Source organism: Pseudomonas sp. ICMP 3272 (assembly GCF_001466905.1).
GTDB classification, from domain to species: domain Bacteria; phylum Pseudomonadota; class Gammaproteobacteria; order Pseudomonadales; family Pseudomonadaceae; genus Aquipseudomonas; species Aquipseudomonas amygdali.
Genome location: NZ_LKEK01000035.1, coordinates 93,076 through 117,322 on the forward strand (window position 1 = coordinate 93,076; position 24,247 = coordinate 117,322).

General features: G+C 60.8%; 24 protein-coding genes and 1 riboswitch. Of the genes, 20 read left to right on the top strand and 4 right to left on the bottom strand.

The features are described 5' to 3' along the window. Both AO068_RS04185 and AO068_RS04190 read left to right on the top strand, forming a co-directional pair. A complete protein-coding gene (locus AO068_RS04185; protein WP_004666454.1) occupies positions 1 to 1,005 on the top strand; it encodes an aspartate carbamoyltransferase catalytic subunit in 1,005 nt (334 codons plus the stop codon). Then, positions 1,002 to 2,273, top strand: a complete 1,272-nt coding sequence (locus AO068_RS04190) for a dihydroorotase (protein ID WP_058407731.1) — start codon at positions 1,002 to 1,004, stop codon at positions 2,271 to 2,273. The genes AO068_RS04185 and AO068_RS04190 overlap by 4 nt, the downstream gene beginning before the upstream one ends. A gap of 226 nt (positions 2,274 to 2,499) precedes the next feature. Here AO068_RS04190 and AO068_RS04195 read toward each other — a convergent pair whose 3' ends face one another. After that, positions 2,500 to 2,904 (bottom strand): NINE protein, encoded by a 405-nt coding sequence (locus AO068_RS04195; protein WP_057459276.1) that lies wholly within the window; start codon positions 2,902 to 2,904, stop codon positions 2,500 to 2,502. Positions 2,905 to 3,154: 250 nt separating this feature from the next. Here AO068_RS04195 and AO068_RS04200 point away from each other — a divergent pair, with 250 nt between their 5' ends. Then, on the top strand, positions 3,155 to 3,832 hold the full coding sequence (locus AO068_RS04200) for a C40 family peptidase (RefSeq protein ID WP_058407732.1): 678 nt from the start codon (positions 3,155 to 3,157) through the stop codon (positions 3,830 to 3,832). Positions 3,833 to 3,905: 73 nt separating this feature from the next. Here the strand turns inward: AO068_RS04200 and AO068_RS04205 are convergent, their stop codons facing one another. Further along, positions 3,906 to 4,940, bottom strand: coding sequence for a type IV pilus twitching motility protein PilT (locus AO068_RS04205; RefSeq protein ID WP_002551728.1), 1,035 nt, complete (start codon positions 4,938 to 4,940; stop codon positions 3,906 to 3,908). Between the two features lie 55 nt (positions 4,941 to 4,995). Between AO068_RS04205 and AO068_RS04210 the strand changes: the two genes are divergently transcribed. The 8 genes from AO068_RS04210 (at position 4,996) to AO068_RS04245 (ending at position 11,270) form a co-directional block, all read left to right on the top strand. Next, positions 4,996 to 5,682, top strand: coding sequence for a YggS family pyridoxal phosphate-dependent enzyme (locus tag AO068_RS04210; protein ID WP_002551727.1), 687 nt, complete (start codon positions 4,996 to 4,998; stop codon positions 5,680 to 5,682). 22 nt (positions 5,683 to 5,704) lie between these two features. Further along, positions 5,705 to 6,523, top strand: a complete 819-nt coding sequence (gene proC / locus AO068_RS04215; protein WP_058407733.1) for a pyrroline-5-carboxylate reductase — start codon at positions 5,705 to 5,707, stop codon at positions 6,521 to 6,523. A 25-nt stretch (positions 6,524 to 6,548) separates the two neighbouring features. After that, positions 6,549 to 7,139 (top strand): YggT family protein, encoded by a 591-nt coding sequence (locus tag AO068_RS04220; RefSeq protein WP_002551725.1) that lies wholly within the window; start codon positions 6,549 to 6,551, stop codon positions 7,137 to 7,139. A 192-nt stretch (positions 7,140 to 7,331) separates the two neighbouring features. Beyond that, the gene (gene metX, locus AO068_RS04225; protein WP_003432070.1) at positions 7,332 to 8,471 is read left to right on the top strand and encodes a homoserine O-succinyltransferase MetX; all 1,140 of its coding nucleotides are present in this window, start codon (positions 7,332 to 7,334) and stop codon (positions 8,469 to 8,471) included. Positions 8,472 to 8,478: 7 nt separating this feature from the next. Further along, positions 8,479 to 9,099, top strand: a complete 621-nt coding sequence (gene metW, locus AO068_RS04230) for a methionine biosynthesis protein MetW (RefSeq protein ID WP_003316724.1) — start codon at positions 8,479 to 8,481, stop codon at positions 9,097 to 9,099. A 33-nt stretch (positions 9,100 to 9,132) separates the two neighbouring features. Next, entirely contained in the window at positions 9,133 to 9,726 is a 594-nt protein-coding gene (gene rdgB, locus AO068_RS04235; RefSeq protein WP_058407734.1) for an RdgB/HAM1 family non-canonical purine NTP pyrophosphatase, read from the top strand. Next, positions 9,723 to 10,937, top strand: a complete 1,215-nt coding sequence (gene hemW, locus AO068_RS04240; protein WP_058407735.1) for a radical SAM family heme chaperone HemW — start codon at positions 9,723 to 9,725, stop codon at positions 10,935 to 10,937. Before rdgB ends, hemW begins: the two co-directional genes overlap by 4 nt. A gap of 9 nt (positions 10,938 to 10,946) precedes the next feature. Next, positions 10,947 to 11,270 (top strand): DUF3392 domain-containing protein, encoded by a 324-nt coding sequence (locus tag AO068_RS04245; protein WP_002551720.1) that lies wholly within the window; start codon positions 10,947 to 10,949, stop codon positions 11,268 to 11,270. Positions 11,271 to 11,358: 88 nt separating this feature from the next. Here AO068_RS04245 and ilvD read toward each other — a convergent pair whose 3' ends face one another. Beyond that, positions 11,359 to 13,206, bottom strand: coding sequence for a dihydroxy-acid dehydratase (ilvD, locus tag AO068_RS04250; protein WP_058407736.1), 1,848 nt, complete (start codon positions 13,204 to 13,206; stop codon positions 11,359 to 11,361). A gap of 335 nt (positions 13,207 to 13,541) precedes the next feature. On the opposite strand from ilvD, the gene alaC reads away from it, so the two are divergent. From alaC to otnI, 7 genes are all read left to right on the top strand, one after another. Beyond that, a complete protein-coding gene (gene alaC, locus AO068_RS04255; protein ID WP_002551718.1) occupies positions 13,542 to 14,750 on the top strand; it encodes an alanine transaminase in 1,209 nt (402 codons plus the stop codon). Between the two features lie 174 nt (positions 14,751 to 14,924). Further along, positions 14,925 to 15,380, top strand: a complete 456-nt coding sequence (locus AO068_RS04260) for a YkgJ family cysteine cluster protein (protein ID WP_002551717.1) — start codon at positions 14,925 to 14,927, stop codon at positions 15,378 to 15,380. Positions 15,381 to 15,607: 227 nt separating this feature from the next. After that, positions 15,608 to 16,513 (top strand): L-threonate dehydrogenase, encoded by a 906-nt coding sequence (gene ltnD, locus AO068_RS04265; protein ID WP_058407737.1) that lies wholly within the window; start codon positions 15,608 to 15,610, stop codon positions 16,511 to 16,513. A gap of 10 nt (positions 16,514 to 16,523) precedes the next feature. Then, positions 16,524 to 17,813 carry a 3-oxo-tetronate kinase gene (gene otnK / locus AO068_RS04270; RefSeq protein WP_058399841.1) on the top strand — a complete coding sequence of 430 codons (1,290 nt, stop codon included), beginning with the start codon at positions 16,524 to 16,526 and terminating at the stop codon, positions 17,811 to 17,813. Beyond that, positions 17,813 to 18,451 (top strand): 3-oxo-tetronate 4-phosphate decarboxylase, encoded by a 639-nt coding sequence (gene otnC, locus AO068_RS04275; RefSeq protein ID WP_058399840.1) that lies wholly within the window; start codon positions 17,813 to 17,815, stop codon positions 18,449 to 18,451. The genes otnK and otnC overlap by 1 nt, the downstream gene beginning before the upstream one ends. 135 nt (positions 18,452 to 18,586) lie before the next feature. Beyond that, positions 18,587 to 20,044 (top strand): GntT/GntP/DsdX family permease, encoded by a 1,458-nt coding sequence (locus tag AO068_RS04280; protein WP_058407738.1) that lies wholly within the window; start codon positions 18,587 to 18,589, stop codon positions 20,042 to 20,044. A gap of 22 nt (positions 20,045 to 20,066) precedes the next feature. Further along, positions 20,067 to 20,852: a 2-oxo-tetronate isomerase gene (otnI, locus tag AO068_RS04285; RefSeq protein WP_058407739.1), complete on the top strand. Its 786-nt coding sequence runs from the start codon at positions 20,067 to 20,069 to the stop codon at positions 20,850 to 20,852. 140 nt (positions 20,853 to 20,992) lie between these two features. Here otnI and AO068_RS04290 read toward each other — a convergent pair whose 3' ends face one another. Further along, positions 20,993 to 21,388 (bottom strand): acyl-CoA thioesterase, encoded by a 396-nt coding sequence (locus AO068_RS04290; protein ID WP_004409331.1) that lies wholly within the window; start codon positions 21,386 to 21,388, stop codon positions 20,993 to 20,995. 220 nt (positions 21,389 to 21,608) lie between these two features. After that, positions 21,609 to 21,719: riboswitch (S-adenosyl-L-homocysteine riboswitch) on the top strand. 23 nt (positions 21,720 to 21,742) lie between these two features. On the opposite strand from AO068_RS04290, the gene ahcY reads away from it, so the two are divergent. Then, positions 21,743 to 23,152 carry an adenosylhomocysteinase gene (gene ahcY, locus AO068_RS04295; RefSeq protein ID WP_058407740.1) on the top strand — a complete coding sequence of 470 codons (1,410 nt, stop codon included), beginning with the start codon at positions 21,743 to 21,745 and terminating at the stop codon, positions 23,150 to 23,152. Positions 23,153 to 23,302: 150 nt separating this feature from the next. After that, positions 23,303 to 24,148, top strand: coding sequence for a methylenetetrahydrofolate reductase [NAD(P)H] (gene metF, locus AO068_RS04300; RefSeq protein ID WP_058407741.1), 846 nt, complete (start codon positions 23,303 to 23,305; stop codon positions 24,146 to 24,148). Positions 24,149 to 24,247: the final 99 nt, after the last annotated feature.

Here is a 24,247-nt window from a genome sequence, read left to right on the forward strand (position 1 = left end):
ATGACGCCTCTCGACGCCAAGCGCCCGCTGCAGCTCAACCACCAGGGCCAGCTGCGCCATTTTCTGTCTCTGGACGGCTTGCCCCGCGAGCTGCTTACCGAAATTCTCGACACCGCTGACTCGTTCCTTGAAGTCGGCGCGCGGGCGGTGAAAAAAGTCCCGCTGTTGCGCGGCAAGACGGTGTGCAACGTGTTCTTCGAGAACTCCACCCGTACCCGCACCACCTTTGAACTGGCTGCGCAGCGGCTGTCGGCAGACGTGATCACGCTGAACGTCTCGACCTCGTCCACCAGCAAGGGCGAAACGCTGTTCGATACCTTGCGCAACCTTGAGGCGATGGCCGCCGACATGTTCGTTGTGCGTCACGCAGATTCGGGCGCTGCGCACTTCATCGCCGAACACGTATGCCCGGATGTCGCGATCATCAACGGCGGCGATGGCCGTCACGCACACCCGACCCAGGGCATGCTCGACATGCTGACGATTCGTCGGCACAAGGGCGGCTTTGAAAACCTGTCGGTGGCTATCGTTGGCGACATCCTGCATTCACGGGTAGCGCGCTCCAACATGCTCGCGCTCCAGGCGCTCGGCTGCCCGGACATCCGCGTGATAGGGCCGAAAACCCTGCTGCCGGTCGGCGTCGAACAATATGGGGTGAAGGTCTACACCGACCTCAACGAAGGCTTGAAGGACGTGGACGTGGTGATCATGCTGCGCCTGCAACGCGAACGCATGACCGGTGGGCTGCTGCCCAGCGAAGGCGAGTTCTACCGCCTGTTCGGCCTGACCACAGCGCGCCTTGCGGCCGCGAAGCCGGATGCGATTGTCATGCACCCCGGCCCGATCAACCGCGGCGTGGAGATCGAATCGGCAGTGGCCGACGGCGCGCATTCGGTGATTCTCAATCAAGTGACCTACGGCATCGCAATCCGCATGGCAGTGCTGTCCATGGCCATGAGCGGGCAAAACGCACAACGCCAATTCGAACAGGAGAACGCCCAGTGAAGCTCAGCATCCTCGGCGCTCGCGTCATCGACCCGGTCAGCGGGATGGATCAGATTACCGACCTGCACGTTGAAGCAGGCAAGCTCACCGCTATCGGTGCCGCTCCGGAGGGTTTCGAGCCCACCCAGACCATCGATGCTACCGGACTGGTCGCAGCGCCCGGTCTGGTCGACCTCAACGTGTCCCTGCGCGAGCCGGGCTACAGCCGCAAAGGCAGCATCGCCAGCGAAACCCGCGCGGCGGTGGCAGGCGGCGTGACCAGCCTGTGCTGCCCGCCGCAGACCAAACCGGTGCTAGACACCTCGGCGGTGGCCGAACTGATTCTGGACCGCGCCCGTGAAGCCGGTTTCAGCAAGGTGTTTCCTGTCGGCGCACTGAGCAAGGGCCTGGAAGGCGAACAACTGGCGGAGCTGATCGCCCTGCGCGACGCAGGCTGCGTGGCATTCGGCAACGGTCTGAGCAGCTTCAGCAACACCCGTACGCTGTGCCGGGCGCTGGAATATGCGGCCACCTTCGACCTGACGGTGATTTTCAATTCGCAGGATCGTGATCTGGCCGAAGGCGGTCTGGCGCACGATGGCGCGACGGCGGCGTTTCTGGGCCTGGCGGGCATTCCCGAGACGGCCGAGACAGTGGCGCTGGCTCGCGACCTGTTGCTGGTCGAGCAAAGCGGTGTGCGCGCGCACTTCAGCCAGTTGACCAGTGCGCGTGGCGCGGCGCTGATTGCCCAGGCCCAGGCACGCGGTCTGCCGGTGACGGCGGATGTAGCGTTGTATCAGTTGATTCTGACTGACGAGGCGCTGATCGACTTCTCCAGCCTCTATCACGTCCAGCCGCCACTGCGCACTCGCGCCGACCGCGATGGTCTGCGTGAAGCGGTGAAGAGCGGTGTCATTCAGGCGATTTCAAGCCATCACCAGCCGCATGAGCGTGACGCCAAGCTGGCACCGTTTGGCGCTACGGAACCGGGCATCAGCAGCGTGGAGTTGCTGTTGCCGCTGGCCATGACGCTGGTGGATGACGGCCTGCTCGACATGCCGACCCTGATCGCTCGTCTGAGCAGCGGCCCTGCCGCCGCGCTGCGCCTGCCGGCCGGCAAGCTGAGTGCCGGTGCGCCAGCGGATATCGTGCTGTTCGACCCTGCCGCCTCGACGGTTGCAGGCGAGACCTGGCTGTCAAAAGGCGAAAACTGCCCCTTCATCGGCCACTGCCTGCCCGGCTCGATACGCTACACGCTGGTGGATGGACGGATCAGCTACAGCCGTTGAGCTTAAGGCCTCAGACTCTCGTTACCACGCTCCGCGTGGTGATGCCCTGCTGGACGCTCTGCGTTCGATCACGAGTCTGTGGTGCCGCGCAGATTTGTGACGCGGAGCGTCACGAAAGGCATTCCCAAGCTGGAGCGTGAGGAACGAGAGGTGTCTGGGCTGGAGCGTGAGCAACGATAGGTGACCGGGCCGGACCACCCTCTGCGTCAGCCCCTCGCCCCAAGCCTTACCCGCGTCGGGCGTTCTTCATCGATATCTGGTCATTCAGGGTCCAGAAGTCATACAGAATCCCCAATAGAAACAACCCGCCCGTGCACAGGTAGATAATGCCGGTGATCCACTTGCCCTGGTACATGCGGTGTACGCCAAACAGGCCCAGGAAGGTCAGCAGGATCCACGCCAGGCTGTAATCGGTGGAACCCGAGGTAAAGCGCAGGTCGGCTTCGCGGTCCATCGACGGGATCAGAAACAGGTCGATCAGCCAGCCAATACCAAACAGACCGAAGGTGAAGAACCAGATGGTCCCGGTGACCGGCTTGCCGTAGTAAAAGCGATGCGCCCCCAGGAACCCGAAAATCCACATCAGGTAGCCCATGACCTTGCTGTGCGTGTCCGAACGATAGGCGTTCATTTTTACCCTCTTTGCGCTGATAGAAAAAAATACATAACAAATTTGTGACTTGGTTTCCCTCTTCCGACGTATGGCACATGAGGCGGGTTTATGCCGCCAAGCCCTTGTCGTCAAAGGGATTAGCAAGAAAAAAGAAAGAGTCTGTCGCATAAAACGCAACGATACCAGTGTGATGCGCTCGACAAATGGGGTCAGATTTTCCGAAAAAGCTGTTATAAAGTTGCGCGCTGACCACTACGAGCCCTGCCGAATGCGTCCTTTTTTCAAGACATGGCTAACCATTTGCCTTTTTATGCCACTGGCCGCCCACGCCACCAATCGTGAGCAACAACTTCCTGCGAGCTTCACGGGCTACACCGCCAAAAGTCATTCTTCACCGGCACTCGCGACTCGCAATGCACCCCAGGAAGCCACACCAGTATCCGTTCACCCCAAAAATGCCCGCGCTTCCAAGCCGGTTTCACGCAAGAACGCCAGCAAGGCCACCTTGCAGGCGTCGGCTGCTATCCCTGCCAAACAGGGCAATGCCGTCGTGAAACGTGCCTTGCAGGCTGTCGGTACGCCTTACCGCTGGGGTGGCACCACACCCGGCAAGGGTCTGGACTGCAGCGGGCTGGTCAAATATGCCTACACGGATGTGCGTGAGGTCGACCTGCCACGCACCTCCAATGCCATGGCCCAAGGTCATGGACAGACGGTGGACCGCAAGGATCTGAAACCGGGTGACTTGCTGTTCTTCAACATCAAGAGCCGCAACATCAACCACGTCGCCATTTACCTGGGTGACAACAAGTTCGTGCATGCGCCACGTCGTGGCAAGGCCGTAACTGTCGATACGCTGAACAAGCCGTACTGGAACAGTCACTACAAGATCGCCAAGCGCGTTCTGCCAAAACAGCCCGGCCAGATGCGCGTGGTTCAGCGCTGATTTTGGCGTGAATNGAAAAAGGGGTCTTGAACGCGTTCAAGACCCCTTTTTCGTTCCTGCAGCATCCCTGCGATCAGAAGTTATCTGGCACCTTGGCCCGCTCACGAGCGCTTTCGCGGGTGATCAGGCCTTTCTTCACCAGATCAGCCAGGCACATATCCAGCGTCTGCATACCCAACGAACCGCCGGTCTGGATCGACGAATACATCTGCGCCACCTTGTCCTCGCGAATCAGGTTACGGATCGCGGGCGTGCCCATCATGATTTCATGCGCGGCCACCCGTCCGCCGCCGACCTTCTTGAGCAGCGCCTGTGAAACCACTGCGTGCAGCGATTCGGAGAGCATCGAGCGAATCATCGACTTTTCCTGAGCCGGGAACACGTCCACAATCCGGTCAATGGTCTTGGCTGCTGACGTGGTGTGCAGCGTGCCGAACACCAGGTGGCCGGTTTCAGCGGCGGTCAGCGCCAGGCGAATGGTCTCCAGGTCGCGCATCTCGCCGACCAGAATCACATCCGGGTCTTCGCGCAGGGCCGAGCGCAGCGCTTCCGAGAAGCCCAGCGTATCGCGATGAACTTCGCGCTGGTTGACCAAGCACTTCTTCGACTCGTGAACGAATTCGATCGGGTCCTCGATGGTCAGGATGTGGTGATGCTTATTGCAATTGAGGTAGTCGATCATCGCCGCCAGCGTCGTCGACTTGCCTGAGCCGGTCGGTCCGGTGACCAGAATCAGGCCGCGCGCCACATCCGTAATCTTCCGAAACACACTGCCCATCCCCAAGTCTTCCATGCTCAGGATTTTCGAGGGAATGGTACGAAACACCGCGCCTGCGCCGCGATTCTGGTTGAATGCGTTGACCCGAAAACGCGCAACGCCCGGCACTTCAAAGGAAAAGTCGGTTTCCAGACGCTCCTCGAAATCCTGCCGTTGCTTGTCGTTCATGATGTCGTAGATCAGCGCCTTGACCTCTTTGGCGTCCAGCGGGGGCAGGTTGATACGCCGCACATCGCCGTCGACGCGGATCATCGGTGGCAGACCTGCAGAGAGGTGCAAGTCCGACGCGCCCTGTTTGGCACTGAAGGCCAGCAGCTCGGTAATATCCATACAGCTCCTCAATCACATAGAATGCCGCAGACTTTAGCCCTGCTGGCGCAAATCAATGTCCACGATAGCAGCGAACATTTCAACGCTCGAACAACGAATTCGCGACGCAGCCCTCGCCGCCAACCGCGAACCGGCGTCCGTCGGCCTGCTGGCGGTGAGCAAAACCAAGCCCGCCGGCGACTTGCGTGAAGCTTACACCGCAGGCTTACGCAACTTTGGCGAAAATTATTTACAGGAAGCACTGGGCAAACAACTCGAACTGAGCGACCTGCCCTTGTGCTGGCACTTCATCGGCCCCATTCAATCGAACAAGACGCGCGCTATCGCCGAGAACTTCGCCTGGGTACATTCCGTGGACCGCTTGAAAATCGCCCAACGCCTGTCCGAGCAACGCCCCGAGGCGCTTGAGCCACTGAACATCTGCATTCAGGTAAACGTCAGTGGCGAAGCCAGCAAGTCGGGCTGCACGCCTCAGGACCTGCCGGAGCTGGCCGCCGCCATCATCGCCCTGCCGCGACTGAAGCTGCGCGGCCTCATGGCGATCCCCGAGCCCACAGACGACCCTGCGGCTCAGCATGCCTCGTTCGCCGCTGTGCGCACGTTGCAGGAGCAATTGAACCTGGCGCTCGACACACTTTCCATGGGCATGAGCCACGACCTGGAAGCCGCCATTGCACAAGGCGCAACCTGGGTGCGTATCGGCACAGCTCTCTTTGGCGCCCGCGACTATGGCCAGCCATAACCTTCCCCACAAGGACCCCTTCATGAGCAAGACTCGTATTGCCTTCGTCGGTGCCGGAAACATGGCTTCCAGCCTGATCGGCGGCCTGCGCGCCCAAGGCGTGGACGCGGCACTGATCTGTGCCAGCGCGCCGGGTGCCGAAACCCGCGAACGCATCGCCAACGATCATGGCATCCAGGTATTTGCCGACAACGCCGAGGCGATCAAGGGCGCAGATGTCGTGGTGCTGGCGGTCAAGCCGCAGATGATGAAAAACGTCTGCCAGGCTTTGAAGTCCAGCCTTGAAGCCAATCAGCTGATTGTGTCGGTTGCGGCCGGCATTACCTGCGCTAGCCTGACTCAATGGTTTGGCGATCAGCCGGTGGTGCGCTGCATGCCCAATACCCCGTCGCTGCTGCGTCAGGGGGCCAGCGGGCTGTATGCCACCGACAAGGTCACTGCCGAACAACGCGGGCAGGCCGAGCAACTGCTGTCTGCCGTCGGCGTAGCGGTCTGGGTCGAGCAGGAAAAACACATGGACGCTGTAACGGCCGTGTCTGGCAGTGGCCCTGCGTACTTCTTTTTGATGATGGAAGCGATGACCGCGGCAGGTGTAAAACTGGGCCTGCCGGAAGACATCGCGAAAAAGCTGACCCTGCAAACCGCACTGGGCTCGGCACTGATCGCGACCGGCAGCGATGTGGGTGCGGGCGAGCTGCGTCGTCGTGTCACCTCGCCGGGCGGGACCACCGAGGCGGCCATCAAGGCATTTCAGGCAGGCGGCTTTGAAGCACTGGTGGAAACGGCACTGACTGCCGCAGATCATCGTGCAGCCGAGCTGGCTGAGCAACTGGGCAAATAATTTTCGGGTTTCCTGGAGCAGATCGATGATCGGATTGAACACCGCTGCAATTTACGTCCTGCAAACGCTTGGCAGTCTTTACCTGCTGATCGTGCTGTTGCGCTTTGTGCTGCAACTGGTGCGGGCCAATTTCTACAACCCGCTGTGCCAGTTCATCGTGCGCGCCACCCAGCCGTTGCTCAAGCCGCTGCGGCGCATCATCCCCAGCCTGGGCGGGCTGGACATGTCTTCGCTGGTACTGGCGATCATCGTGCAGATGGTGCTGATGGCCCTGACCCTGCTGCTGATGTTCGGCACCACGGGCGATCCGCTGCACCTGCTGCTCTGGTCGATCATCGGCGTAACCGCACTGTTTCTGAAGATATTCTTCTTTGCCCTGATCATCAGCGTGATTCTGTCGTGGGTAGCACCGGGTAGCAGCAACCCCGGCGCAGAACTGGTCAACCAGATCTGTGAACCCGCCCTGGCACCGTTCCGCAAGATCGTTCCGAACCTGGGCGGGCTGGATATCTCGCCGATCCTCGCATTCCTGGTGCTCAAGTTGCTGGACATGCTGGTCATCAACAACCTCGCCGCCATGAGCAACATGCCGGATGTGCTGCGGTTGCTGATGTAAGCAATCTTGTTCCACGCTGGAGCGTGAGGAACGATAACCTCAACTATCGTGCGACGCTCCGCGTCGCATGTCGTTCTGGACGCTCTGCGTCCTGTCCCGAGGTGCAGCTGATTTGTGCCTCACAACATCGCTTATTGCCGCTGCACCCCGCGGTCTTTAGACTTACGCCTCATTTATGCGAGAGCAGGGTCGATGCCCACGGTATTCCCTCACGATTCTGTCGGACTGGTCACACCACAGACGGCGCACTTCAGCGAGCCTCTGGCGCTGGCGTGCGGTCGTTCGTTGCCAGCCTATGACCTGATTTACGAAACCTACGGTCAGCTCAATGCAGCCCGCAGCAATGCCGTGCTGATCTGCCACGCGCTGTCCGGGCATCACCATGCCGCGGGCTTTCACAGTGCCGATGACCGCAAACCGGGCTGGTGGGATAGCTGTATCGGTCCCGGCAAGCCTATCGACACCAACAAGTTCTTCGTCGTCAGCCTTAACAATCTTGGCGGCTGCAATGGCTCGACCGGCCCGAGCAGTATCGACCCGGACACCGGCAAGCCGTTCGGTGCCAATTTCCCGGTGGTGACCGTAGAAGACTGGGTCAACAGTCAGGCCCGACTGGCGGATCTGCTGGGCATCGACACCTGGGCTGCGGTCATTGGCGGCAGTCTGGGTGGCATGCAGGCACTGCAATGGACCATCAGCTACCCGGATCGCGTGCGCCATTGCCTGGCAATCGCCTCGGCCCCCAAGCTGTCGGCACAGAACATCGCGTTCAACGAGGTGGCACGTCAGGCCATTCTCACCGACCCTGAATTCCACGGTGGCTCGTTCCAGGAGCGCGGTGTGATCCCCAAACGCGGCCTGATGCTGGCACGGATGGTCGGGCACATCACCTACCTGTCGGATGACTCGATGGGCGAGAAATTCGGCCGTGGTCTGAAGAGCGAAAAACTCAACTACGACTTCCACAGCGTCGAGTTTCAGGTCGAGAGCTACCTGCGTTATCAGGGTGAAGAATTTTCGGGGCGTTTCGACGCCAATACCTACCTGTTGATGACCAAAGCGCTGGATTACTTCGACCCTGCCGCCAACTTCAACGACGATCTGGCCAAGACCTTCGCCAACGCCACTGCCAAATTCTGCGTGATGTCGTTCACCACCGACTGGCGCTTCTCGCCGGCCCGCTCGCGAGAGCTTGTGGACGCACTGATGGCTGCACGCAAGGACGTCTGCTATCTGGAAATCGACGCACCTCAAGGCCACGACGCCTTTCTGATCCCGATTCCGCGCTACTTGCAGGCTTTCGGTAATTACATGAACCGAATTTCGTTGTGAGGACGTCATGAGAGCCGATCTGGAAATCATCCAGGAGTGGATTCCCGCAGGCAGCCGCGTGCTCGACCTGGGTTGTGGCGACGGCGAATTGCTGACCTGGCTGCGTGACCACAAGCAGGTCACCGGTTACGGGCTGGAAAACGACGCGGCCAACATTGCCGAGTGTGTCGCCAAGGGCATCAACGTCATCGAGCAGGACCTCGACAAGGGGCTGGGCAACTTTGCCAGCAACAGCTTTGACGTCGTGGTCATGACCCAGGCCCTGCAAGCGGTGCATTACCCGGACCGAATCCTCGACGAGATGCTGCGCGTCGGTCGCCAGTGCATCATCACCTTCCCGAACTTCGGTCACTGGCGCTGCCGCTGGTACCTGGCGAGCAAGGGCCGCATGCCGGTGTCCGAATTCCTGCCGTATACCTGGTACAACACGCCGAACATTCACTTCTGCACCTTCGGCGACTTCGAAGAGCTGTGCCGCGAGCGCGATGCGCAGGTGCTCGACAGGCTGGCGGTCGATCAGCAGCACCGTCATGGCTGGGCCAGTAAACTCTGGCCCAATCTGCTCGGCGAGATCGGCATCTACCGCGTCACCAGCCCTGGGCTGACGGACCACAGGATTGCCGTTTAACCGACCGTTTCCAAGCACCACGACAGGCCAACCATGAACCTCACACAACTCGTACTGGCCAGCCACAATGGCGGCAAACTCAAGGAACTCCAGGCCATGCTCGGCGGCAGCGTAACGCTGCGTTCGGTCAGCGAGTTCAGCCTGGTGGAGCCGGAAGAAACCGGCCTGTCCTTCGTCGAGAATGCAATCCTCAAGGCACGCAACGCCGCGCGCCTGTCCGGGCTGCCGGCGCTGGCCGACGACTCGGGGTTGGCGGTGGACTTTCTCGGCGGTGCGCCGGGTATCTATTCCGCTCGCTACGCCGATGGCCAAGGCGATGCCGCCAACAACGCCAAGCTGCTGGAGGCGCTCAAAGACGTGCCGGACGGCCAGCGTGGTGCACAGTTCGTCTGCGTATTGGCGCTGGTACGCCACGCCGACGATCCATTGCCGATCCTCTGTGAAGGGCTGTGGCACGGGCGCATCCTGCACGCCGCCAGCGGTGAACACGGCTTCGGCTATGACCCGCTGTTCTGGGTGCCGGAGCGCAACTGCTCGAGTGCCGAACTGGGCCCGACCGAGAAGAACCAGCTCAGCCATCGCGCTCGCGCCATGGTCCTGTTGCGGCAACGCCTGGGTCTGCAATGACCCACGATTCGCCTGCGCAGCCGCTGTTTCTCGGCGAGAGCGGTTTCTCGTCAGAAAGCCCACGCCCTGCGCTGCCGCACCTGCCACCGCTGTCGCTGTACATCCATATTCCGTGGTGCGTGCGCAAATGCCCGTACTGCGACTTCAACTCGCACACCGCAAGCCCCGTACTGCCGGAACAGGAATACGTCGACGCCCTGCTCGCCGACCTGGACCTGGACCTGCCGCACGTCTACGGCCGCGAGCTGCAATCGATCTTCTTTGGCGGCGGTACGCCGAGCCTGTTCAGCGCAGACGCACTGGGCCGCCTGCTCAAGGGCGTGGAACAACGCATCCGCTTTGCCAGCGACATCGAAATTACCCTGGAAGCCAACCCCGGCACCTTCGAACAGGTCAAATTCAGCGCCTATCGCGGCCTGGGCATCAATCGACTGTCGATCGGCATTCAGAGCTTTCAGGAATCCAAACTCAAGGCGCTGGGCCGCATTCACAACGGCGACGAAGCAATTCGTGCCGCCGATATGGCGCGTCAGGCCGGTTTCGACAACTTCAACCTGGACCTGATGCACGGCCTGCCGGATCAGTCCCAGGACGAAGCGCTGGCTGATCTGCGCCAGGCCATTGCCCTCGCGCCGACCCACCTGTCCTGGTATCAACTGACCCTGGAGCCCAACACGGTGTTCTGGAATCAGCCACCGGTGCTGCCCGAAGACGACATTCTTTGGGATATTCAGGAAACCGGACAGCAGTTGCTGGCCACTCATGGTTACGCGCAGTACGAAGTGTCGGCTTATGCGCAGCCCGGAAAACCGGCCAGGCATAACCTCAACTATTGGGCGTTCGGAGATTTCATCGGTATCGGCGCAGGCGCACATGGCAAGTTGAGCCATCCGGACGGACGCATCATGCGCACCTGGAAGACCCGGCTGCCCAAGGATTACCTGAACCCGGACAAGCCGTTTCAGGCCGGGGCAAAGCTGTTGCCGCTCGATGAATTGCCGTTTGAATTCTTGATGAATGCATTGCGACTGACAAATGGTGTGGACGCTGCGTTATTTCGCGAAAGAACCGGTCTAAGCCTCGATTCGCTGACCGAGGCGCGTCGACAGGCTGAACAAAAGGGGTTGCTGCACCAGGACCCGGCACGCCTGATCGCCACGCCACAAGGCCAGTTGTTCCTCAATGACCTGCTGCAATACTTTCTGATCTAAGGACCCTGCATGGATTTCGTACTCGATCTGCTCGCCACCGTTTCACGCTGGAGTCGCAGCAATCTTTCAGAAATCGCGCTCGCGCTGGTGGGCTGCCTGCTGGTGCTGTTCGGCTCGGACATCAAAGGCTGGCTGGAACAGCGAATCAGCGGCATTACCGGTGCCCTGCGCATCCCGCTGATCGCCCTGCTCTGCGCAGTCGGCAGCGGCGCGGCGCTGATCTATGCCACGCCGTGGGTAGTGCGCGGCCTCAGCCAGTTCAACAACTACAGCCTGGCGCCGGTGCTGCTGGTGGTGCTGGTGCTGATCGGGGTGATTGCGGACAGGAAGTGAGCGCTCCCTTTCACTGCCCACAGTGTGAAACCAGCTGTAAACAAAAGCCCGGCATCTCTGCCGGGCTTTTTAGTGTTGCCAATGCAGATCAAGGCACCAGTTTGTCCAGCAACGCCTTGTCACGTACCGCGCCCTTGTCAGCGCTGGTCGCCAGCAGGGCGTAGGCCTTGAGGGCGGTGGTCACTTTGCGTGGACGCGATTCCACCGGCTTCCAGCCTTTCTTGTCCTGTTCGGTACGGCGCTCGGCCATCTCGGCATCGTCGATCAGCAGGTTGATCGAGCGGTTGGGGATGTCGATCAGCACTTTGTCGCCATCGCGCACCAGACCGATTGCACCGCCTGCCGCCGCTTCCGGGGAAGCGTGACCGATGGACAGGCCTGACGTACCGCCCGAGAAGCGGCCGTCAGTCAGCAGTGCGCAATCCTTACCCAGCCCTTTGGACTTCAGGTACGACGTCGGGTAAAGCATTTCCTGCATGCCCGGGCCGCCTTTCGGGCCTTCGTAGCGGATGATGACAATGTCGCCCGCTTTGACTTCGTCAGCGAGAATCCCGCGCACCGCGCTGTCCTGGCTTTCGAAGATCTTCGCGTTGCCTTCGAAGACGTGAATCGACTCGTCGACACCGGCAGTTTTCACTACGCAGCCATCCAGCGCGATGTTGCCGTACAACACGGCCAGGCCACCTTCTTGCGAATAGGCGTGCTGGACGCTACGGATGCAGCCGTTTTCACGGTCAGCATCCAGGCTTTCCCAACGGGTCGACTGGCTGAACGCGGTCTGCGTCGGGATGCCTGCCGGGCCCGCCTTGAAGAAGGTGTGCACGGCTTCGTCGTCAGTCTGGGTGATGTCCCATTTGGCGATGCCTTCGGCCAGGGTCTTGCTGTGCACGGTCGGCAGGTCGGTGTGCAGCAGGCCGCCACGGGCCAGCTCGCCAAGGATGCTGAAGATCCCGCCAGCGCGGTGCACGTCTTCCATGTGGTACTTCTGGATGTTCGGCGCGACCTTGCACAGCTGCGGCACCTTGCGCGACAGGCGGTCGATGTGGCGCAGGTCGAAATCGATCTCGGCTTCCTGAGCGGCGGCCAGCAAGTGCAGGATGGTGTTGGTCGAGCCGCCCATGGCGATGTCCAGCGTCATGGCGTTTTCGAACGCCTTGAAGTTGGCGATGTTGCGCGGCAACACCGAATCGTCGTTTTCCTTGTAGTACTGACGGCACAGGTCAACGATGGTGCGGCCAGCCTGCAGGAACAGTTGCTCGCGGTCGCTGTGGGTGGCGAGAGCCGAGCCATTGCCCGGCAACGCCAGGCCCAGTGCTTCGGTCAGGCAGTTCATCGAGTTGGCGGTGAACATGCCGGAACACGACCCGCAGGTCGGACAGGCGCTGCGCTCGTACTCGGCGACTTTTTCGTCACTGGCGGTCGAGTCAGCAGCGATGACCATCGCATCGACCAGATCCAGGCCGTGGCTGGCCAGTTTGGTCTTGCCCGCTTCCATTGGCCCGCCGGAGACGAAGATCACCGGAATGTTCAGGCGCAACGACGCCATCAGCATGCCAGGGGTGATCTTGTCGCAGTTGGAAATGCACACGATTGCGTCGGCGCAATGCGCGTTGACCATGTACTCGACCGAGTCGGCAATGATCTCGCGGCTCGGCAGCGAATAGAGCATACCGTCGTGGCCCATGGCGATGCCATCGTCGACCGCAATGGTGTTGAATTCCTTGGCCACGCCACCGGCGCGTTCGACTTCACGCGCGACCAGCTGGCCCATGTCCTTGAGGTGGACGTGGCCCGGTACGAACTGGGTGAAGGAGTTGGCGATGGCGATGATCGGTTTCTTGAAGTCTTCATCCTTCATGCCCGTGGCGCGCCAAAGGGCACGGGCGCCGGCCATGTTGCGGCCGTGGGTGGACGTTTTCGAGCGATAATCAGGCATTGGAGCACTCCGGCAAAAATAAGGCTGATCAGGAAGGGAGTGAGCTTCTATTGACGTCGCAGGCGAGCGGCAGTGACCGCAGGCAGCGAAGAAACCGAACACCACGGGATCACCGTGTACTCGGCCTGAGCTCATAAACCCGCCGGGGGATGACTGGCGATGAATAGCGCGATTCTACACCGCCGACTCCGTTTGGTGGGTGAACAATATTTGTACAGCTCGCGCTGTAATCCTTGTGGACAAAACGCTGTCAGCGCGTCTATCTTCCTCGGCAGGCCGCCTCATGTGGCCACGTCGCTCGGACGGTTCCGGGCGCTTACGTACGCGAGATACTCATGGCAGACCAAGGTTCGCCGCGCCGCTTTGCGCGCATCGATCGACTCCCCCCTTATGTGTTCAACATCACCGCCGAGCTGAAAATGGCCGCCCGTCGTCGTGGTGAGGACATTATCGACCTGAGCATGGGCAACCCCGACGGGGCCACACCGCCGCACATTGTCGAAAAACTGATCACCGTCGCCCAGCGCGAAGACACCCACGGCTACTCCACCTCGCGCGGCATTCCACGCCTGCGCCGGGCGATATCCAACTGGTACAAGAAGCGCTACGAGGTCGACATCGACCCTGAAAGCGAAGCGATCGTGACCATTGGTTCCAAGGAAGGCCTGGCGCACCTTATGCTCGCCACGCTGGATCAGGGCGACACGGTGCTGGTGCCCAACCCCAGCTACCCGATCCACATCTACGGTGCCGTGATTGCCGGCGCCCAGGTGCGATCAGTGCCGCTGGTGCCAGGCGTGGACTTCTTCGACGAGCTGGAAAAAGCCATTCGCGGCTCGATTCCCAAGCCGAAGATGATGATTCTGGGCTTCCCGTCCAACCCGACTGCGCAATGTGTGGAGCTGGATTTCTTCGAGCGCGTGGTGGCCCTGGCCAAGCAGTATGACGTGCTGGTGGTGCATGACCTGGCGTACGCCGACATCGTCTACGACGGCTGGAAAGCCCCGTCGATCATGCAGGTGCCGGGCGCCAAGGACATTGCAGTCGAGTTCTTCACCCTGTCCAAGAGCTACAACATGGCGGGCTGGCGGATTGGCTTCATGGTCGGCAACCCCGAACTGGTGAATGCACTGGCGCGGATCAAGAGTTACCACGACTACGGTACCTTCACGCCACTGCAGGTGGCGGCGATTGCCGCGCTGGAAGGCGATCAGCAGTGCGTGCTCGACATTGCCGAGCAGTATCGCCAGCGCCGCAACGTGCTGGTCAAAGGCTTGCACGAACTCGGCTGGATGGTCGAAAACCCCAAGGCGTCGATGTACGTCTGGGCAAAGATTCCCGAAGCCTACGCGCATCTGGGCTCGCTGGAGTTCGCCAAGAAGCTGCTGGCCGAAGCCAAGGTGTGTGTCTCGCCGGGCATCGGTTTCGGTGAGTACGGCGACGATCATGTGCGCTTCGCCCTGATCGAGAACCAGGACCGCATCCGCCAGGCCGTGCGCGGCATCCGCAGCATGTTCAGGGCCGACGACAAGCTCAAGTCCTGAGTTCGCCTTTTACGCCATGCCTGCTGACCGAATGCGCTCGGCAGGCATGCGCATCCCCACCGATTACGCCCCGCCCTGACTGACCGACAGTCGCCTCGGCAATTTTTACTTACTGCAAATGGCCGCGGACCGGTATGATCGCGCGCCCCGATACACCCGGAATTCTGAAATAAAATGAAACCCACCTTGATCGCCGCCGCAGAACTCGATCGCATCGACACCTGGGCCAAATACTCCAGCCACATGTGCGGGGGCTGCGTATCCAGTTGCTGCACGTTGCCGGTAGAAGTGAAGATCAAGGACCTGATCCGCATCGGCATCGTCGATGAGTTCGAACGCGGCGACCCGGCCAAGAACATCGCCAAGCGTCTGCAGAAAGAAGGCATCGTCGAGCGTTACAACCAGAAGTCGGAAATCTTCACGTTGCAGCGCATGAGCAACAACGACTGCCTGTATCTGGACCGTAAAAGCCGCCTGTGCACCATCTATGACAAGCGCCCGGACACTTGCCGCAACCACCCGAAAGTCGGACCGCGTCCCGGTTATTGCGCCTACAAGCCCAAAGAAGTCGTGCGTCAGGAAAGCGGTTCTTTGAGAAACGCCACCAGCGCGCCAGTGCCGAAGTTTTGACCCCTTGAAGGGCTGCGCAACGCGCAGAATATCGGCTCACATCAATCAAGCCCCGGTCAGGGGCTTTTTTGTGGGCGATGGAAAAAGCCTATCGATGTTAATTTTTGTGAAAAATAAAAATACTTCACATTATTTACTCATTGATTCACTATCCGATTCACAGATCAGAACAATAACGCTCGAATGCCAGCGACACAGGCATCGGCACTGACTTTGAGGATTACTGCATGACCAGCAAAAACGTTGGCGTTATCGGCCTGGGTGCGATGGGTCTGGGCATTGCCCGTTCACTGCTGCGTAGCGGCTTCACTGTGCATGCCTGCGATGTGCGCAGTAGCGTGACCGAAGCGTTTGCTCAGGAAGGCGGCGTTGCCTGCCAATCCCCGGCCAGCATGGCCGCTGCCTGCGATGTGATAATTACCGTCGTGGTCAATGCCGGGCAGACCGAAACCGTTCTGTTTGGTGAAAACGGCGCGGTCGCGGCGCTGCGTCCGGGCAGTCTGGTCATCGGTTGCGCCACCGTTGCGCCGACCTTCGCCGTCGAACTTGGCGAGCGTCTGGCCGCACAGAACCTGCTGTACCTCGACGCACCGATCTCCGGCGGCGCCGCCAAGGCTGCCGCTGGCCAGATGACCATGATGACTTCCGGCCCGGCCGAGTCTTACGCCAAGGCCGAAGCCATCCTCAATGGCATGGCCGGCAAGGTATACCGCCTGGGCGACGTCCACGGGCTGGGCTCGAAAGTCAAAATCATCAACCAGTTGCTGGCCGGCGTACACATTGCAGCCAGCGCCGAAGCCATGGCCCTCGGTCTGCGTGAAGGTGTCGATGCTGACGCGCTGTACGAAGTGATCACCAACAGTGCCGGTAACTCGTGGATGTTCGAGAACCGCGTGCCGCACATCCTCAACGCCGATTACACGCCGCTGTCGGCTGTGGATATCTTCGTCAAGGACCTCGGCCTGGTGCTGGATACCGCGCGCAGCAGCAAATTCCCGCTGCCGCTGTCGGCCACCGCACACCAGATGTTCATGCAGGCCTCCAGCGCCGGTTTCGGCCGCGAGGATGACTCGGCAGTGATCAAGATTTTCCCGGGCATCGAATTGCCGAAAGCCAAGCCAGAAAAAGCCTGAGGAGCGACTGATGAGCCTGAACAACGCTCGCCCGCTGCTGGGCTGCATTGCCGATGACTTCACCGGCGCCACCGACCTTGCCAACATGCTGGTGCGCGGCGGCATGCGCACCGTGCAGAGCATCGGCATCCCCAGCGCCGAAATGGCTGCCGGTCTGGACGCCGACGCGATTGTCATCGCCCTGAAATCGCGCACCACGCCAAGCGCCGACGCGGTGGCTGAATCCCTCGCCGCGCTGGAATGGCTGCGCGAGCGCGGTTGCGAGCAGATCTTCTTCAAATATTGCTCGACCTTCGATTCGACCGCCGCTGGCAATATCGGTCAGGTGAGTGAAGCACTGCTGAAACAACTGGACAGCGACTTCACCCTGGCCTGCCCGGCCTTCCCGGAAAACGGCCGCACGATTTTCCGCGGCCACCTGTTCGTACAGGACCAGTTGCTCAGCGAATCAGGCATGCAGAACCACCCACTGACGCCGATGACCGATGCCAATCTGGTGCGCGTGCTGCAAGCGCAGACCACCGGCAAAGTCGGCTTGCTGCGCTATGACACAGTCGCCAACGGTGTGGATAGCGTGCGCAGCAAGATTGCCGAACTGCGCGCCGAGGGCGTGAGCATGGCGATTGCCGACGCCCTGTCGGACGCGGACCTGTACACACTGGGCGCAGCCTGCGCTGACCTGCCACTGCTGACCGGCGGCTCGGGGCTGGCATTGGGCTTGCCGGGCAATTTCCGCAAAGCGGGCAAGCTGCGTGACATTGATGCAGCCAAACAGATCGCTATCAGCGGCGGCGAAGTGGTGTTGGCGGGCAGCGCTTCGGTTGCCACCAATGGCCAGGTCGCGGCCTGGCTGGAAGACAATCGCCCTGCGCTGCGCATCAACCCGCTGGATCTGGCCGCAGGCAAGCCGGTGGTCGAGCAGGCGCTGGCATTTGCCAGAGACGCCGGGCAAACCGTGTTGATCTACGCCACCAGCACTCCGGATGAAGTCAAAGCCGTGCAGAAAGAGCTGGGTGTTGAACGCTCCGGTGCCATGGTCGAAGCCGCGTTGGGCGAGATCGCCAAGGGGCTGCTGAACGCTGGTGTGCGCCGTTTTGTAGTCGCCGGTGGCGAAACCTCCGGTGCGGTGGTTCAGGCGCTGGGCGTGCAACTGTTGCAGATCGGCGCACAGATCGACCCGGGCGTTCCGGCCACGGTCAGCAGCGGTGCACAACCGCTGGCACTGGCGCTCAAGTCCGGTAATTTCGGCGCTCGCGACTTCTTCGCCAAAGCCCTCAAGCAACTGGCGGGGGCAGCCTGATGATTGATGAAAACGCCCTGCGTCAGGAAATCTGCGACGTCGGCAGGCTGTTGTATGGCCGCGGCTACACGGTGGGCAGCGCCGGCAACATCAGCGCGCGGCTCGACGATGGCTGGCTGATCACCCCGACCGACGCCTGCCTGGGCCGCATGGACCCGGCGGATATCGCCAAGGTCAATCTGGCCGGTGAATGGGTATCGGGTAGCAAGCCGTCCAAGACCCTGGCCCTGCACCGCGAAGTCTACGACCGCAACCCTGAAGTCGGCGGCGTGGTGCACACCCACTCGACGCATCTGGTCGCCTTGACCCTGGCCGGGGTGTGGCAGGAGGACGACATTCTGCCGCCGCTGACGCCGTATCAGGTCATGAAGGTCGGGCATATCCCGCTGATCCCTTACCAGCGTCCGGGCTCGCCGAAAGTCGCCGAGCGCGTGGCGGAACTGGCCAACAGTGTGCGCGGCGTGATGCTCGAGCGGCTCGGCCCGGTGGTCTGGGAAAGCTCGGTGGCCAAGGCCTGCTACGCCTTGGAAGAGCTGGAAGAAACAGCGCGTCTGTGGCTGATGAGCAACCCCAAACCTGCACCGCTGGACCCGGCGGCGCTTGAAGAGCTGCGTCAGGTGTTCGGCGCCAGGTGGTAACGAGCACACGGTGATCGGGGAGCGCATTGCGCCTCCCGGTCGAAAAACAATAACAACAGGAATCGAGAGCATGACTCACCCCTACCCCGCTGTTTCGTTGTCAGTCTTTACCACCATCGACCGGAGTGCACGGGCATGACGCCGCTCATGTTGATGGTCGTGGCCGGTGCGGGCATCGCACTGCTGTTGTTTCTGGTGCTCAAGTACAAATTCCAGCCCTTTGTCGCCCTGATGCTGGTCAGCATTATCGTGGCGCTGGTCGCCGGTGTTAAACCGGCCGATCTGGTTGCCACCATCGAAGGCGGCATGGGCAAGACCCTCGGCCATATCGCGATCATCATCGCCCTGGGCGCGATGATCGGGCGCATCATCGAGCTGTCCGGCGGGGCTGAAGCACTGGCCAAGACCCTGATCAACCGCTTCGGCAACAAGCGCACGCCTCTGGCGCTGACCATTGCGGGTTTCATGGTCGGTATTCCGGTGTTCTTCGAAGTCGGCGTGATCATCCTCATGCCGTTGGCATACGGCGTGGCACGTGCGGCACGCAAGCCGCTGCTGATTTTCGCGCTGCCGATGTGCGCCGCCTTGCTCGCCGTGCATGCGTTTCTGCCGCCACACCCTGGCGCGGTCGCCGCTGCCAGTCAGTTGGGCGCGGACCTTGGACGGGTGCTGATGCTGGGCATTCCGATCGTTGCGGTGCTGTGCATGATCGGTTATTTCGTCGCAGGGCGCATGACCCGCAAGACCTACCCGATGACCGACGATATCCGCGCCGAAGTCTACGGCCCGCACGTTACCAACGAAGACCTGGAAGCCTGGGCCCGCAACGATTATTCCGCTGTGCGTGAGGCCACTGAAACCAGAACCCTGGGCGCAGAAGAGACCGCCAGCAGCCTGGCGAGCAAGCTGCCGCCTGCGCCCGCACCGGGTTTCGGACTGATCATCGCGCTGATCCTGCTGCCGATCGTGCTGATTCTGATGGGCACACTGGCCACCACCATGCTGCCAGCCACGTCCACGCTGCGCGCAGTGCTGACCGTACTGGGTGCCCCCTTGGTTGCGCTGCTGATCGATACCCTGCTGTGCGCATGGCTGTTGGGCTCGCGTCGCGGCTGGAGCCGTACTCAGGTGTCCGACGTGATCGGTTCGGCCTTGCCCGGTGTGGCGATGGTTATTCTGATTGCCGGTGCCGGTGGCGTGTTCGGCAAGGTGCTGGTCGACACCGGCATTGGTGCCGTGGTCTCCGAGGCGCTGCGCAACACCGGTCTGCCGGTACTCGCGCTGGGCTTCCTGCTGACCCTGCTGCTGCGCGCTGTTCAGGGCTCCACCACCGTTGCACTGGTGACCACTGCAGGCATTCTCAGCCCGCTGATCGCCACGCTGGACCTGAGCGCCAACCACCTGGCCCTGCTGTGCCTGGCGATGGGCGGTGGCGGTCTGGCCATGTCGCACATCAACGATGCCGGTTACTGGATGTTCACCAAGCTGGCGGGCCTCAACGTCGCCGACGGCTTGCGCACCTGGACCGTACTGGTCACGCTGCTCGGCACACTGGGCTTCGTGATCACCCTGCTGCTTTGGCCATTCGTCTGACCCTTTGAAGACTGGAGTTAACATGCCTCGTTTTGCCGCCAACCTCAGCATGCTGTACCCGCAGCATGACTTTCTTGAGCGCTTCGCCGCAGCCGCTGCCGATGGTTTCGGCGCGGTCGAGTACCTGTTCCCTTACGCCTACGGCACTCAGGAACTCAAGCAGCGCCTGAGCGACAACGGTCTGGTGCAGGCGCTGTTCAACGCCCCGCCAGGCGACTGGGAAGCAGGCGAGCGAGGCATTGCCACGCTGCCGGGTCGTGAGGCGGAATTTCGCAGCGGCATCGAGCGGGCTCTGGAGTATGCGCAGGTGCTGGGCAATGACCGAGTGCATGTCATGGCTGGCTTGCTGGCCGATGAAAGCTTGCGTGAGCGTCATCAGGCGGTCTATCTGGAGAATCTGGCGTTCGCGGCTCAGCAAGCCAAGCGCGCAGGGGTCACGATTCTGATCGAGCCGATCAACACCCGCGACATGCCGGGCTTCTTCCTCAATCGTCAGGATCAGGCACAGGAAATCTGCAGACTGGTGGGCGCTGACAATCTGAAGGTGCAGTTCGACTGCTACCACTGCCAGATCGTCGAAGGCGACCTGACCAGCAAGCTGCGCCGGGACTTTGCGGGTATTGGCCATATTCAGATCGCCGGGGTACCGGATCGTAACGAGCCGAACCTGGGCGAGCTGAATTACGAACACCTGTTCAACGTGATCGACGAGTTGGGCTACAGCGGCTGGATCGGCTGCGAATACCGCCCTAAAGGCGACACCAGCGTGGGTCTGGCGTGGTTGCGCGAGCTACAAGCCAAGGGCTGAAACACGCGGGATAGACGACGCGGAGCGTCGTGAACGGCATTCCCACGCGGAGCGTGAGGAACGATCATTCTGTAACTGTCGTGCCNACGCTCCGCGTCGCATGCCGTTCTGGACGCTCCGCGTCCGATCTTGAAGAGGTATCAGTCCTCTACGTCGAACTGGTCCTTTATATAGCGGATTTCAGTCCGGCCGTGCGGCGCTGGCTGGCCGTCTTCATCGAGGTTGACGAAGACGATCTTGTCGACAGTCAAAATGCTTTTGCGGGTGATCTTGTTGCGCACCTGGCATTTGAGGGTGATCGAGGTGCGGCCGAATTCCGTGGCGGTGATGCCCAGTTCGATGATGTCGCCCTGACGCGAGGCGCTGACAAAGTTGATTTCCGAGATGTACTTGGTCACCACGCGCTGATTACCCAACTGGACAATCGCGTAGATCGCCGCTTCTTCATCGATCCAGCGCAGCAGGCTACCGCCGAACAATGTGCCGTTGGGGTTGAGGTCTTCGGGCTTGACCCACTTGCGGGTGTGGAAATTCATGTTCACTCCTGAGCGTCTGGCCGGTAGAGATGCGCATGATGGCAGAGCCGGCGGCCCACGCCCATGCCTGCGTCATAGCAACTGTGCATCGACCCGATTACAGGCAGATGGCAATTACATGGCCTTTAAACCGACAGAAAGCCTTGGGAAGAATCGCGAGCGCAGCTATACTGCCCAACGTTTCAAAACGGTCATCCACGCTTGATACCGTTCCCGCCACCTGTCCGAGGGGCGCTGCAGCAGGTTTTTCCTGTCAGGCTCGGATGGGGCGTTGTTTGCCAGGACGATCCTCGACCGGCAAACCTTAAACGCACAACGGCGCCCATTCGCATTTTTATGGAATGGAGACTCTCAATGAGTGCTGTAATCACGCCCGCAGAATTCAATGACTACAAGGTTGCCGACATTTCCCTGGCCGCCTGGGGTCGTCGCGAAACCATCATTGCCGAATCCGAAATGCCTGCCCTGATGGGTCTGCGTCGCAAATACGCTGGTGATCAGCCGCTGAAAGGCGCGAAGATTCTCGGCTGCATCCACATGACCATTCAGACCGCCGTGCTGATCGAAACCCTGGTTGCCTTGGGTGCCGAAGTTCGCTGGTCGTCGTGCAACATTTTCTCCACTCAGGACCAGGCTGCTGCGGCCATCGCTGCTGCCGGCATTCCTGTGTTCGCCTGGAAAGGCGAAACCGAAGAAGAATACGAGTGGTGCATCGAGCAGACCATCCTCAAGGATGGCCAGCCATGGGACGCCAACATGATTCTCGACGACGGCGGCGACCTGACCGAGATCATCCACAAGAAATACCCGGCGATGCTGGACAAGATCCACGGCGTCACCGAAGAAACCACCACTGGCGTTCACCGCCTGCTGGACATGCTGGCCAAGGGCGAGCTGAAAATCCCGGCCATCAACGTCAACGACTCGGTGACCAAGAGCAAGAACGACAACAAGTACGGCTGCCGTCACAGCCTGAACGACGCCATCAAGCGCGGCACCGACCACTTGCTGTCCGGCAAGCAGGCGCTGGTGATCGGCTACGGTGACGTGGGCAAGGGCTCGGCCCAGTCGCTGCGTCAGGAAGGCATGATCGTCAAAGTGACCGAAGTCGACCCGATCTGCGCCATGCAGGCCTGCATGGACGGTTTCGAACTGGTCTCGCCATTCATCGACGGCGAAAACGACGGCACCGAAGCAAGCATCGACAAGGCCCTGCTGGGCAAGATCGACCTGATCGTGACCACCACCGGTAACGTCAACGTTTGTGATTCGAACATGCTCAAAGCGCTGAAAAAACGCGCTGTGGTGTGCAACATCGGTCACTTCGACAACGAAATCGACACCGCTTTCATGCGCAAGAACTGGGCATGGGAAGAAGTGAAGCCACAGGTTCACAAGATCCATCGCACCGGCCCTGGCGCGTTCGACGCCCAGAACGATGACTACCTGATCCTGCTGGCCGAAGGCCGTCTGGTCAACTTGGGTAACGCCACTGGCCACCCAAGCCGCATCATGGACGGCTCGTTCGCCAATCAGGTGCTGGCGCAGATCTTCCTCTTCGAGCAGAAGTACGCTGACCTGGCTCCCGCCAAAAAGGCCGAGCGTCTGACCGTTGAAGTACTGCCCAAGAAGCTTGACGAAGAAGTGGCCCTGGAAATGGTCCGCGGCTTCGGCGGCGTTGTGACCAAGCTGACCAAGACCCAGGCCGATTACATCGGCGTTACCGTCGAAGGTCCGTTCAAGCCGCACGCTTATCGCTACTGATTGAGCAGGCTCGGTCCGCTTCTTACGCAGAAGCGGATCGAGCGTGATCAGCCATCACCGGCAGCACTCGCTGCCCCGGTGATGCTCAGTATCTGAAGGCCGTTCCGGCCTTTTCGCGAACAAGTTCGCTCCTACGACGAGATCGGCTCCATGTCTCAAGAACGCCGCTTCAGCTTCGAGTTCTTTCCTACCAAGACCGACGCTGGACATGAAAAGCTGCTGACCGTTGCTCGTCAGCTCGCTACGTACAACCCCGATTTTTTCTCCTGCACTTACGGTGCCGGTGGTTCTACCCGCGACCGCACGCTTAATACCGTGCTGCAGCTGGAGAACGAAGTAAAAGTGCCTGCTGCACCGCATTTGTCGTGCGTGGGCGACAGCAAGGAAGATTTGCGCAACCTGCTGGCTCAGTACAAGGATGCGGGTATCAAACGCATCGTGGCCCTGCGCGGCGACCTGCCTTCCGGCATGGGCATGGCCAGCGGTGAGTTGCGTCACGCCAATGACCTGGTGAGCTTCATTCGCCAGGAAAGCGGCAGCCATTTCCACATCGAAGTCGCCGCCTACCCGGAAATGCATCCGCAGGCGCGCAATTTCGAGGACGACCTCAAGCACTTCGTCAACAAGGCCAACGCCGGCGCCGACAGTGCAATCACGCAGTACTTCTTCAACGCCGACAGCTATTTCAACTTCGTCGAGCGGGTCGAGAAGATGGGCGTCAGCATTCCGATCGTGCCGGGCATCATGCCGATCACCAACTACAGCAAGCTGGCGCGTTTCTCGGATGCCTGCGGTGCGGAAATCCCGCGCTGGATCCGTAAACAGCTGGAAGCCTACGGCGATGACGTGCAAAGCATCCAGGCGTTTGGCGAAGAAGTCATCACGCAGATGTGCGAACGACTGCTGCAAGGCGGTGCCCCCGGTCTGCATTTCTACACGCTGAACCAGGCAGAACCGAGCCTGGCGGTGTGGAACAACCTGCAACTGCCACGCTGAAAACGGCTGCGGCACCGCGGTCCGACCGGTAATTTCCGTGGGATCGCGGCCTCATACACCGTTGGGCAGCAGGAAAGCGGCGTATTGCGTTCGCTCTGT

Bases quoted from the DNA above. Each gene is read 5' to 3' on its own strand.
- AO068_RS04185 (WP_004666454.1), top strand. From the start codon at position 1: ATGACGCCTCTCGACGCCAAGCGCCCGCTGCAGCTCAACCACCAGGGC.
- AO068_RS04195 (WP_057459276.1), bottom strand. From the start codon at position 2,904: ATGAACGCCTATCGTTCGGACACGCACAGCAAGGTCATGGGCTACCTG.
- AO068_RS04200 (WP_058407732.1), top strand. From the start codon at position 3,155: ATGCGTCCTTTTTTCAAGACATGGCTAACCATTTGCCTTTTTATGCCA.
- AO068_RS04205 (WP_002551728.1), bottom strand. From the start codon at position 4,940: ATGGATATTACCGAGCTGCTGGCCTTCAGTGCCAAACAGGGCGCGTCG.
- AO068_RS04210 (WP_002551727.1), top strand. From the start codon at position 4,996: ATGTCCACGATAGCAGCGAACATTTCAACGCTCGAACAACGAATTCGC.
- proC (WP_058407733.1), top strand. From the start codon at position 5,705: ATGAGCAAGACTCGTATTGCCTTCGTCGGTGCCGGAAACATGGCTTCC.
- AO068_RS04220 (WP_002551725.1), top strand. From the start codon at position 6,549: ATGATCGGATTGAACACCGCTGCAATTTACGTCCTGCAAACGCTTGGC.
- metX (WP_003432070.1), top strand. From the start codon at position 7,332: ATGCCCACGGTATTCCCTCACGATTCTGTCGGACTGGTCACACCACAG.
- metW (WP_003316724.1), top strand. From the start codon at position 8,479: ATGAGAGCCGATCTGGAAATCATCCAGGAGTGGATTCCCGCAGGCAGC.
- rdgB (WP_058407734.1), top strand. From the start codon at position 9,133: ATGAACCTCACACAACTCGTACTGGCCAGCCACAATGGCGGCAAACTC.
- hemW (WP_058407735.1), top strand. From the start codon at position 9,723: ATGACCCACGATTCGCCTGCGCAGCCGCTGTTTCTCGGCGAGAGCGGT.
- AO068_RS04245 (WP_002551720.1), top strand. From the start codon at position 10,947: ATGGATTTCGTACTCGATCTGCTCGCCACCGTTTCACGCTGGAGTCGC.
- ilvD (WP_058407736.1), bottom strand. From the start codon at position 13,206: ATGCCTGATTATCGCTCGAAAACGTCCACCCACGGCCGCAACATGGCC.
- alaC (WP_002551718.1), top strand. From the start codon at position 13,542: ATGGCAGACCAAGGTTCGCCGCGCCGCTTTGCGCGCATCGATCGACTC.
- AO068_RS04260 (WP_002551717.1), top strand. From the start codon at position 14,925: ATGAAACCCACCTTGATCGCCGCCGCAGAACTCGATCGCATCGACACC.
- ltnD (WP_058407737.1), top strand. From the start codon at position 15,608: ATGACCAGCAAAAACGTTGGCGTTATCGGCCTGGGTGCGATGGGTCTG.
- otnK (WP_058399841.1), top strand. From the start codon at position 16,524: ATGAGCCTGAACAACGCTCGCCCGCTGCTGGGCTGCATTGCCGATGAC.
- otnC (WP_058399840.1), top strand. From the start codon at position 17,813: ATGATTGATGAAAACGCCCTGCGTCAGGAAATCTGCGACGTCGGCAGG.
- AO068_RS04280 (WP_058407738.1), top strand. From the start codon at position 18,587: ATGACGCCGCTCATGTTGATGGTCGTGGCCGGTGCGGGCATCGCACTG.
- otnI (WP_058407739.1), top strand. From the start codon at position 20,067: ATGCCTCGTTTTGCCGCCAACCTCAGCATGCTGTACCCGCAGCATGAC.
- AO068_RS04290 (WP_004409331.1), bottom strand. From the start codon at position 21,388: ATGAATTTCCACACCCGCAAGTGGGTCAAGCCCGAAGACCTCAACCCC.
- ahcY (WP_058407740.1), top strand. From the start codon at position 21,743: ATGAGTGCTGTAATCACGCCCGCAGAATTCAATGACTACAAGGTTGCC.
- metF (WP_058407741.1), top strand. From the start codon at position 23,303: ATGTCTCAAGAACGCCGCTTCAGCTTCGAGTTCTTTCCTACCAAGACC.